A 9,163-nucleotide genomic window follows, 5' to 3' on the forward strand; every position below is an offset into this window, starting at 1 on the left:
AAGGATGAGGGGAGGAACGAGTGGCTTCAGTCGACGACTTTCACCTTACAACCGAGATATTAATTGCCGAAGCCGGCGCCGCCCCTCATCGCCCTGCCGGGCACTTCTCCCCGTATAGTGACGGGGAGAAGGAACTGGCCGCAACGCTGGCGCCTCACTTGCAACGCTGGTGATTGGCGAAATCAGCGATGACAGCGCCCCTCTCCCCGTCACTATACGGGGAGAGGATGCCGGCAGGCAGGTGAGGGGCGGCGCCGGCTTCGGCGATTAGCCGCGACGCAGGCGCCTCTACTCCGCCGCCTCATACCCCGCGATGCCCTTGATCTCGAGGAAATCCTCGAGGCCGTATTCGGCGTATTCGCGGCCATTGCCGGACTGTTTGTAGCCGCCGAAGGGCAGGCCGGCGTCCCAGGTCGGGTAGTTGATGTAGACATTGCCGGAGCGCATGCGTGCCGCCACGTCGCGGGCCTTTTGGATGTCCTTGGCCTGGATGTAGGAGGCAAGGCCGTAGACGGTGTCGTTGGCCTGCTCGACCGCCTGTTCGACCGTGTCGTAGGGCATGATCGCCAACACCGGCCCAAAGATCTCCTCGCGCGCGATGCGCATGTCGTGGCTGACGTCGGCGAACACGGTCGGCCTGATATAGTAGCCGCGGTTGAGTTCGGCGGGGCGGCCGGGGCCGCCGGCGACCAGCGTCGCACCCTCGTCGATACCGGCCTGGATCAGGTCCTGGATCTTGTCGAACTGGACCTGGCTGACGACCGGGCCGAGTTTGGTGCCGGCCGCGTCGGCCGGCCCGACGGTGAACTTTTCCGCCGCCGCCTTGGCGTAGGAGGCCGCCTCGTCATGACGGTCGCGCGGCACGAACATGCGCGTCGGCGCGTTGCAGGACTGGCCGCTGTTGCTGAAGCAGCCGGCGACGCCCTTGGTGACCGCCTTTGCGAGGTCGACATCCCCGAACAGGATGTTGGCCGACTTGCCGCCAAGCTCCTGATGCACGCGCTTGACAGTGTCGGCGGCCGCCTTGGCCACCAGGATGCCGGCCCGGGTCGAACCGGTGAACGACATCATGTCGATGTCGGGATGGCTGGAGAGCGCCTGGCCGACGCCTGGGCCGTCGCCATTGACGAGGTTGAAGACGCCCTTCGGCACGCCGGCCTCGTCGATGATCTCGGCGAAGATGATGGCATCGATCGGCGCGATCTCCGACGGCTTCAGCACCATGGTGCAGCCGGCGGCGAGTGCCGGGCCCACCTTGCAGGTGATCTGGTTCAGCGGCCAGTTCCACGGTGTGATCAGGCCGACGACGCCGATCGGCTCCTTGACGATCAGCGAAGAACCCTTGACTTGGCGAAACTGGAAGGTCTTCAGCACTTCCGCCATCTTGGTCAGATGCGCGAGGCCAATGCCGACCTGGCTGTCGAGCGCCATCTGGCGCGGCGCGCCCATCTCGCGCGACACGGCCAGCGCCAGGTCCTTGCTGCGCTTCTTGTAGACCTCGATCACGCGGTTCAGGATCCCAAGGCGCTCTTCCACCGAGGTGAAGCCGAACGTATTGAAGGCGCGCTTGGCGGCGGCCACCGCCTTGTCGACATCGGCCTTGGAGCCGAGCGAGATCTGCGCGAAGGCATCCTCGGTCGACGGATCGATGACATCGAGCGTGTTGGCCACAACAGGATCGACCCACGCGCCATCGATATAGAACTGCAGATTGTGTGACATGGTTCTCTCCTTGGCCGCATCCGGCCGTGATATGGGATCAGACATAACGATGCTCAAACGGCGCTGTCAAACGCAACCCTCGAAGTGGTTGAACCAGGGCGCCAGTCGTTGAGCCAGACAGGTTGGGCCAGCAACGGCTTGGTGAGGATGGACTACAGCAACGTATGCCCAGCCTCGACCAGGAACCGCCTCGCCGCGGCATGATCCGTCGATTTCACCAGCAGGTGATCGCCATCGAAGGTGGATACCAAGAAGATGCCCAGCCCGTTTTCCGACACCGGCTTGATGACCGACAGCACGATGCCGGTTTCGTCGAAAGCAAAGGGCCCTTGCAATTTGAAGGCGACCCAGCCGCCATCTTGTTTGACCGTGCCTGGAACGCGATCCTGCAGGCAGGTGATCGAAAGCTCGTCGTCGGTCCTGGTGATGCTGACGAAGCCCGGCCCGTCCGCCCAGCCGGGAATGCTGTCACCCGCCTCGAGCCGCGAAATCGCGTACAGCCCGGAGAGCTGCTTCAGCCTGACTCTGGCGCTCATTGTCGAACTCCGATTGCCGGTCCGGCAAGCCTCTTGCTCATATAGACGGTCGTGCCGTTCATGAACGGCTCCTCCCGATCGACGACATAGCCATGTCTCTTGTACAGCGAAACATTGGCCTCGAAGGCGCCATTGGTCAACAAGCGGAGCTCGCGGCGGCCCGCTTCAAGCGCCTTCTGCTCGGCTCGATCCAGCAGCAGCCGCCCGATGCCCCTGCCCTGCGCATCCGGCGCGACGCAGACATTCTCGATCCAGAGATGGTCGTCGGCCAGCATGGTTTCGAGCATGCCGACGATGCGGCCGGCGTCGACGGCGAGGTCGAACGGATGCTCGGCAACGGCCTTGTCATAGTCGGCGCGCATCGTCAGCGGCTCGCGGCCGATCACCGGCACCCATCTGGCATAGGCTGATCGCACGATGTCCCTGATGGCGGCGGCGTCAGCGGGTTCGGCAGGCCGAAACTCGATGGTCATGACAATGCTCCAGACATGGAAAACCCCGCCGGCTGATGTCGCGGGCGGGGCTGGAAACGAACGAACCGGATCTATCCTGCCGGCCTTCGTCGTGGCGCAATGCCGCTCCGCAGTGTGCAGGAACGGCGTCGCTGGCTATTGGTAGCGAAAACGAACATGGCACCAAGCTGAGGCAGGAACCGCGGCGCTGTCAAGGCGAGGCTTGTCGCAGAGACACCAATAGCCGAAGTTGGCGCCGCCCCTCATCGCCCTGCCGGGCACTTCTCCCCGTATAGTGACGGGGAGAAGGACGCTGGCTGCAACCTCGACGCCCTTCTTGCAACGCTGGTGATTGGCGAAACCATCGACGACAGCGCCCCTCTCCCCGTCACTATACGGGGAGAGGATGCCGGCAGGCAGGTGAGGGGCAGCGCCAGCGTAGCCGTTGCTGGCGCTGGTGATCACGACGACCTTTACCCCTCGGTCATTATGATGCCCTTCTGGTTGGCTGTCGGATCGAATGGGCAGTCGAGTTTGTCAGCGGGTTCGACCAGTGCGCCTCAGCGATCGATCCTTGCCGCTTGTTGCGGCGAGTAGCGCTCTCCCTGCACGGCAATCGCCGAGACCGCGTTGTCGATGTCGGCAAGATCGTCCGCCGTCAGCGCAATGGTGGACGATCCGATATTCTCCTCGAGACGGTTGAGCTTCGTGGTGCCGGGGATCGGAACGATCCAGGGTTTTTGCGCCAGCAGCCAGGCGAGCGCGACTTGTGCCGGGGTCGCCTTCTTCTCGGCCGCGATCGCGACGATGGCGTCGACCAGCGCCTGATTCGACTTTCGGGCTTCCTCCGCGAAACGCGGGACGATGTTGCGGAAGTCGCTGCTGTCGAATTTCGTGTCGGCATTGATGGCGCCAGTGAGAAAGCCCTTGCCCAAGGGGCTGAAGGGCACGAAGCCGATGCCCAGCTCTTCGAGGACCGGCAGGATCGCCTCCTCGGGTTCACGCCACCAGAGCGAATATTCGCTTTGCAGTGCGGCGACCGGCTGCACTGCATGCGCGCGCCGGATGGTGCGCACGCCGGCCTCCGAGAGGCCGAAATGCTTCACCTTGCCGTGGCTGATCAAATCCTTCACCGTGCCCGCCACTTCTTCGATCGGCACGACCGGATCGACGCGGTGCTGATAGAGCAGGTCGATGTAATCGGTCCGCAGCCGCTTGAGCGAAGCTTCGACGACCTCGCGAATATGCTCCGGCCGGCTGTCCATGCCCTGATGTCCGGCCGTCCCAGCGATGTCGATGCCGAACTTGGTGGCGAGCACCACCTGGTCCCGGATTGGCTGCAGAGCTTCGCCGACGACCTCCTCGTTCTTGAACGGTCCATAGACCTCGGCGGTGTCGAAGAAGGTGATGCCGCGCTCGAACGCCGAGCGGATCAGGCGGACCGCATCCGGCGTCTCCATCGGTGTCCCGTAGGACTGGCTCATTCCCATGCAGCCGAGCCCGATGGCCGAGACTTCGAGGCCGCTGTTGCCAAGTGTGCGTTTTTGCCCAAGTGTTTGTTCTGGCATCGTCATTGTCCTTGTTGCTCGGCGTCGGCCTGTTCGAAAACCTTCCGGGCAATGCCCAGAGCCGTGGCTGCCGCCGGCCATCCGGCATAGAAGGCGAGATGCATGATGGTTTCGATGAGCTCGTCGCGCGTGAGGCCATTGTCGAGCGCTCGCTTCATATGCGCCGGCATTTCATTGATCCGGTAGCCTGAGACCAGGCTGGCAACGGTGACCAGGCTGCGGTCGCGCGGCGAAAGGCCGGGCCGCTTCCAGACATCGCCGAACAGCACCTCGTCGGTATATTTGCCGAGGGCGGGGGCGATATCCGAGAACGGATTCGTGGGAGCCGCTTGTGCATCGGTCATGGTTGTTTTCCTTCGTTGGAGTATCGGTTCGGGCGGAACCGCCCGGTCTTCGGTCAAGCCCCGTATTGTTCGTCGGTAACCTTCTCCATCCAGTCGACGACCTTGCCGTCGAGCGCTTCGGCGATGGCGATATGGCTCATCGCCGTGGTTGGTGCCGCGCCATGCCAGTGCTTCTCGCCGGGCGCGAACCAGACGATGTCGCCGGGGCGGATCGGCTCGATCGGCCCGCCTTCGCGCTGCACCAGGCCGGCGCCCGACAGCACGATCAGCGTCTGGCCGAGCGGATGGGTGTGCCAGGCCGTGCGCGCGCCGGGCTCGAAGGTAACGGTGGCGCCGCCGACCCGGGCGGGTTCGCTGCCCTTGAAGGGCGCATCGATGCGCACCGTGCCGGTGAAATACTCCGCGGGCCCCTTCGCCGAGGCTTGCGAGCCGTTTCTCTGGATATCCACTGTTCTTGTCCTTCTTGACGCTGGGCAGCCAAGACCGCCGACTTCGGGCTGCGTGATTGTGAGAAATGCCTATTTAGGGCCTGCGGCGGCCATGGGTAGCTGCTGGTCAAAGCTTTGCGGCATCGACGCTAGCGCAATCAAGCTGGACTGCATTCGGGACCGTCCTATCTGGTTTTTGATCCTCTCAAGGACAAAAGCAGGGAGCCATGCCGTGACCGACACCGACCTTGCCGACACCTATCGTGGCTATATCGCCTGCCTCAATGCCCAGGACTGGCAGAGCCTCGACCGCTTCGTGCACGACGAGGTGCACTATAATGGCGACCGGATCGGGCTGTCGGGATATCGCGACATGCTGGAGCGGGATTTCCGGGAAATTCCGGATCTCTATTTCGACATCCAGCTGCTGATTTCCGATACGCCTTTCATAGCCAGCCGGCTGCAATTCAACTGCACGCCGAAGGGAAATTTCCTCGGCCTCCCCATCAACGGCAGGAAAGTCTCTTTCAGCGAGAACGTCTTCTACGAGTTTCTCGACGGCAAGATCAGGCACGTCTGGTCGGTCATCGACAAAGCGGCCATCGAGGCGCAGCTTTAGGTGGCAGTCGCGGCGCGTGGCACCGCCGCTTTCCCGGCTAAGGCGTCAGAAGAGTGCAAACGTTTCGTCGTCCTTGCCGCCGGTGGTAAACTTGCCTACCTTGTGTATTCTAGGAGAACACACAGATGGCGAATGTCGAAAAAGTGAGCGTTGCCCTCACGCCTGAAATGGCAAGCATGATGCGCGAGGCCGTCGCGGCGGGAGAATACGCCTCTGCGAGCGAAGTCATGCGGGAGGCATTGCGGGAGTGGAAGTTTCGCCGGACGCAGCGCGATCAGGCTGTCGACGAGTTGGGCCGGCTTTGGGATGAAGGCATGGCAAGCGGCGACGCCGTCGATGGACGCCAAGCCTTCGCCAGAATAAAAAGCAAGCTCGATGCGAGGATCGCCGATCGCAACTCGCAATGACGCTGCGCCTACGGCCGGAAGCCGAAGCGGATATCGAGGCCATCGCGCTCTATATAGCCGAGGATAGCCCCTCTGCCGCGCTGAGTTGGTATGCGGAAATCCATGCCCATTGCCATCGCATCGCTGACATGCCGGGAATAGGCGTTGCTAGGCCGAACGTGCGAGCGGGCTTGCGCACGTTCCCTGTAGGAAACTACCTGATCCTCTATCGCCAGACAGAGGACGGCGCGGAAATCGTTCGCGTCGTCCATGGCGCGCGGCAATGGCAAGATTTGTTGTAACTCTATCGTTCGCTAAAATCGATCATTTCAACAACAACAATTCGTTGGAAAGATCGGTTGTGAAATGGCATTCCACGGGCATGCACGCCTGGAGAATTGCATTGCCTTCCGCCGCCAGCATCACGAACGATATTCCGAAAAGCACGATTTCAGCCGATCTGGCAGCAAGTCGCAAGCGCCTCGATTCGGTGTGGAACGGCGTCATCCCTGGCATCGTGCTGGTGGCGATGATAACAGCCGTCGCCTTCTCGGCCCACAATGTCTCCGGCTTCGCCTTGTTCAGTCCGATGATCCTGGCCGTCGTCGCCGGCATGGTCTATTCCAACGTGCTCGGCACGCCCGCCCACGCCAAGGCCGGCATCGCCTTCTCGCAAAAGCGCCTGCTGCGCTTTGCCATTGTGCTGCTCGGCTTCCAATTGACACTCGGCCAGGTCGTCTCGATCGGCGCCGGCGGTGTCGGCATCGTGGCGGCCACCCTTGGCGCCACCTTCGTCTTCACCATCACGCTCGGCCGGCTGATCGGCGTCGACCGCAAACTCGCGCAGCTGATCGCCGCCGGCACCTCGATCTGCGGCGCCTCGGCAATCGTCGCCACCAACATCGTCACCGGTGCGCGCGACGAGGACGCCACCTATGCCGTCGCCTCGATCACGCTGTTCGGCACCGTCGCCATGCTCGGCTTCCCGCTTCTGGCGCCGCTGCTCGGCCTCGACCAGCACGCGTTCGGCCTCTGGGCCGGCGCCTCGATCCATGAGGTGGCGCAGGTCATCGGCGCCGGCTTCCAGAACGGCACCCAGTCCGGCGAGATCGCCACCGTCGCCAAACTCACCCGGGTCGCCATGCTGGCGCCTGTTGTCATCGCGCTCGGCCTCATGGCGCGCCGCAAGATGAGCGGAGACCAGTCGAATGATCAATCTGGGGCGCGGCCGCCCATGCCATGGTTCGTCGCCGCCTTCGTTGCCGTCGTGGCTCTGAACAGCCTGGTCACCGTGCCGGTCGAAGTAAAGGCGGCGATGGCGCTCGCCACCACCATCATGCTTACCATGGGGCTGGCCGCCATGGGCCTGCAGGCCGACATCTCGCAACTGCGCTCGCGCGGCCTGCGCCCGCTGGCGCTCGCCTTCTCGGCCTTCCTGTTCATCGGCTGCTTCAGCCTGATGCTGGTGAAGTTCGTAGGCTGATTAGTCTTCGAACGAACTCGCCCCGACATAGATCGCGGCCAGCGTCTCGATGCCGGCCTGGTCGGCCTTGTCGAAGCGGCCGGGCAGCGGGCTGTCGAGATCGAGGACCCCGAAGACGCCTTGATCGTCTTCCAGAAGCACGACCAGTTCCGAACGTGAATCAGCATCGCAGGCGATGTGGCCAGGAAAATCGTGCACGTCCTTGATCAGCATCGAGGTGCCGAGTTCGACCGCCGTTCCGCAGACGCCCTTGCCGACCGCAATGCGCACGCAGGCCGGCTTGCCCTGGAACGGCCCGAGCACCAGTTCCTCGTCCGACGCCAGGAAATAGAAACCCGCCCAGTTGAGGTCGGGCACCATCTGGAAGATGAGGGCAGCCGTGTTGGCGGCGTTGGCGATCGAGTCGCGCTCGCCTTCGAGCAGCGCCTTCAGTTGTGCGGCGAGGTCGCCGTAGAACGACGCCTTGTCCGAGGTGTCGATGGCCTTGGCGGCAAACATGGCTTGTCTCCATATCGAGAATCGCGGTTCCGTTTCCGCAAGCTCCCTGCACCAAACGACCACCGGACGATACTAGCGTGAATCCCAGTCACCGCGAAAGTCGGAGAAGATGCCCTATCCGACACTCGGCAGCACGGCACGTCCATCGAACCGTGCTGCTTTGATCAACAAGGCAAGTCCATCAGCCGGCGGGTTTGTAAGCGCCAGCAGCCTTGTTGGCAGCCGCGAGCACTGCCTTCATGTCGAGTTCTTCCAGTACAACCATCTCGGTCAGTGAGCCGCTCGCTCGCACCGCAAGGGACATGCCCATCCCTGCGGACTGGTCCGGCACCTCGCCATTGACGACGACGTCATAGATGCCGCGCGTGAACATCATGCCGGTCACCTTGCCGCCAACGCTTTCAAAAAGCGCCTTGACCGCAGCTTGTCTGTCTGAGCCTTGCATCAATCCTTTGGCGGCATGAGGCGCATAGTTTGCCAAAATAGTCACTTTCATGGGTATTCCTCCAAATGTCGTTGTCTCGTGCTGCTCAATAATTCGAGCGGCACGGAGTCATTTTTTTCACTGACGATTGCAGGCGCCCTTGGAGGCCTTGGCGGCCAAGGGCCCGCTGCCGAAGAAATATGCGCCTTGGCTAATATAATAACAATACGGGACAGGCTGATGATAGCCACCGGGATCGAGGAGATGATCCGGCTGGATCCCCGCTCAGCCAATGGCATCGAACTCGGGCTGGAAAGTAGCGGCGGCGCCGCAGATTCACGTCGGGCGTTTGGGTTCGCTCTTTGACAGCGCTGCCGTGTCGGAATCGGATTTCTTGTGCTTGTCGGCGGCAATCCTGCGGATGCGGTCGAAGCGGCTTTCCTCGGTGGCTTCGGTCGTGACGACCGTCTCTGGCTTCTGCACGAACGTGATCATGGATCCGTCTCCTGGGCTAGAGGCCTGTGCGCCGGGAAAGAACCCCTCGGCGGTAATCATCCTGGCTCTTGCGAAGAACCGGCGTGGCGAGATTCAGGTCAGGCCCGGAAGGTGGTCTCTGAGAAACCACCTTCCGGGCCGGCTGAATCTTTAGTAGCCGCCCATGCCGCCGCCACCACCGCCCGCGGGTGCCGCATCCTTCGCCGGA

The 9,163-nt window shown here is 62.6% G+C and carries 13 protein-coding genes; 4 read left to right on the top strand and 9 right to left on the bottom strand.

Annotated elements, in window-relative coordinates:
- Positions 1 to 288: 288 nt before the first annotated feature.
- The 6 genes from JT360_RS32280 to JT360_RS32305 all read right to left on the bottom strand — a co-directional run bounded on the left by JT360_RS32280 (position 289) and on the right by JT360_RS32305 (position 5,071).
- Positions 289 to 1,722, bottom strand: coding sequence for an aldehyde dehydrogenase family protein (locus tag JT360_RS32280; RefSeq protein ID WP_214477346.1), 1,434 nt, complete (start codon positions 1,720 to 1,722; stop codon positions 289 to 291).
- Positions 1,723 to 1,874: 152 nt separating this feature from the next.
- On the bottom strand, positions 1,875 to 2,258 hold the full coding sequence (locus tag JT360_RS32285; RefSeq protein WP_214477348.1) for an ACT domain-containing protein: 384 nt from the start codon (positions 2,256 to 2,258) through the stop codon (positions 1,875 to 1,877).
- Positions 2,255 to 2,731, bottom strand: coding sequence for a GNAT family N-acetyltransferase (locus JT360_RS32290; protein ID WP_214477350.1), 477 nt, complete (start codon positions 2,729 to 2,731; stop codon positions 2,255 to 2,257). Before JT360_RS32290 ends, JT360_RS32285 begins: the two co-directional genes overlap by 4 nt.
- 539 nt (positions 2,732 to 3,270) lie before the next feature.
- Entirely contained in the window at positions 3,271 to 4,278 is a 1,008-nt protein-coding gene (locus tag JT360_RS32295; RefSeq protein ID WP_214477352.1) for an aldo/keto reductase, read from the bottom strand.
- Positions 4,279 to 4,280: 2 nt separating this feature from the next.
- A complete protein-coding gene (locus JT360_RS32300; RefSeq protein ID WP_214477354.1) occupies positions 4,281 to 4,622 on the bottom strand; it encodes a carboxymuconolactone decarboxylase family protein in 342 nt (113 codons plus the stop codon).
- A 53-nt stretch (positions 4,623 to 4,675) separates the two neighbouring features.
- On the bottom strand, positions 4,676 to 5,071 hold the full coding sequence (locus tag JT360_RS32305; protein WP_214477356.1) for a (R)-mandelonitrile lyase: 396 nt from the start codon (positions 5,069 to 5,071) through the stop codon (positions 4,676 to 4,678).
- A 211-nt stretch (positions 5,072 to 5,282) separates the two neighbouring features.
- Here JT360_RS32305 and JT360_RS32310 point away from each other — a divergent pair, with 211 nt between their 5' ends.
- The 4 genes from JT360_RS32310 (at position 5,283) to JT360_RS32325 (ending at position 7,538) form a co-directional block, all read left to right on the top strand.
- A complete protein-coding gene (locus JT360_RS32310) occupies positions 5,283 to 5,669 on the top strand; it encodes an ester cyclase (protein WP_214477359.1) in 387 nt (128 codons plus the stop codon).
- Positions 5,670 to 5,794: 125 nt separating this feature from the next.
- Entirely contained in the window at positions 5,795 to 6,076 is a 282-nt protein-coding gene (locus tag JT360_RS32315; RefSeq protein WP_214477360.1) for a type II toxin-antitoxin system ParD family antitoxin, read from the top strand.
- Positions 6,073 to 6,357 carry a type II toxin-antitoxin system RelE/ParE family toxin gene (locus JT360_RS32320; RefSeq protein WP_214477362.1) on the top strand — a complete coding sequence of 95 codons (285 nt, stop codon included), beginning with the start codon at positions 6,073 to 6,075 and terminating at the stop codon, positions 6,355 to 6,357. The genes JT360_RS32315 and JT360_RS32320 overlap by 4 nt, the downstream gene beginning before the upstream one ends.
- Positions 6,358 to 6,458: 101 nt before the next feature.
- Entirely contained in the window at positions 6,459 to 7,538 is a 1,080-nt protein-coding gene (locus tag JT360_RS32325; protein ID WP_250889229.1) for a YeiH family protein, read from the top strand.
- Here the strand turns inward: JT360_RS32325 and msrC are convergent, their stop codons facing one another.
- The 3 genes from msrC to JT360_RS32340 form a co-directional block, all read right to left on the bottom strand.
- Positions 7,539 to 8,036, bottom strand: coding sequence for a free L-methionine (R)-S-oxide reductase MsrC (gene msrC / locus JT360_RS32330; protein WP_214477364.1), 498 nt, complete (start codon positions 8,034 to 8,036; stop codon positions 7,539 to 7,541).
- A gap of 181 nt (positions 8,037 to 8,217) precedes the next feature.
- A complete protein-coding gene (locus JT360_RS32335; protein ID WP_214477367.1) occupies positions 8,218 to 8,532 on the bottom strand; it encodes a GYD domain-containing protein in 315 nt (104 codons plus the stop codon).
- 264 nt (positions 8,533 to 8,796) lie between these two features.
- Positions 8,797 to 8,955, bottom strand: a complete 159-nt coding sequence (locus JT360_RS32340; RefSeq protein ID WP_214477369.1) for a hypothetical protein — start codon at positions 8,953 to 8,955, stop codon at positions 8,797 to 8,799.
- Positions 8,956 to 9,163 lie beyond the last annotated feature (208 nt).

It is taken from the genome of Mesorhizobium sp. dw_380, assembly GCF_018588885.1.
GTDB lineage: Bacteria > Pseudomonadota > Alphaproteobacteria > Rhizobiales > Rhizobiaceae > Mesorhizobium.

Excerpts from the sequence above, each read along its gene's own strand:
- JT360_RS32280 (WP_214477346.1), bottom strand. The coding sequence starts at position 1,722 with ATGTCACACAATCTGCAGTTCTATATCGATGGCGCGTGGGTCGATCCT.
- JT360_RS32285 (WP_214477348.1), bottom strand. The coding sequence starts at position 2,258 with ATGAGCGCCAGAGTCAGGCTGAAGCAGCTCTCCGGGCTGTACGCGATT.
- JT360_RS32290 (WP_214477350.1), bottom strand. The coding sequence starts at position 2,731 with ATGACCATCGAGTTTCGGCCTGCCGAACCCGCTGACGCCGCCGCCATC.
- JT360_RS32295 (WP_214477352.1), bottom strand. The coding sequence starts at position 4,278 with ATGCCAGAACAAACACTTGGGCAAAAACGCACACTTGGCAACAGCGGC.
- JT360_RS32300 (WP_214477354.1), bottom strand. The coding sequence starts at position 4,622 with ATGACCGATGCACAAGCGGCTCCCACGAATCCGTTCTCGGATATCGCC.
- JT360_RS32315 (WP_214477360.1), top strand. The coding sequence starts at position 5,795 with ATGGCGAATGTCGAAAAAGTGAGCGTTGCCCTCACGCCTGAAATGGCA.
- JT360_RS32320 (WP_214477362.1), top strand. The coding sequence starts at position 6,073 with ATGACGCTGCGCCTACGGCCGGAAGCCGAAGCGGATATCGAGGCCATC.
- msrC (WP_214477364.1), bottom strand. The coding sequence starts at position 8,036 with ATGTTTGCCGCCAAGGCCATCGACACCTCGGACAAGGCGTCGTTCTAC.
- JT360_RS32335 (WP_214477367.1), bottom strand. The coding sequence starts at position 8,532 with ATGAAAGTGACTATTTTGGCAAACTATGCGCCTCATGCCGCCAAAGGA.
- JT360_RS32340 (WP_214477369.1), bottom strand. The coding sequence starts at position 8,955 with ATGATCACGTTCGTGCAGAAGCCAGAGACGGTCGTCACGACCGAAGCC.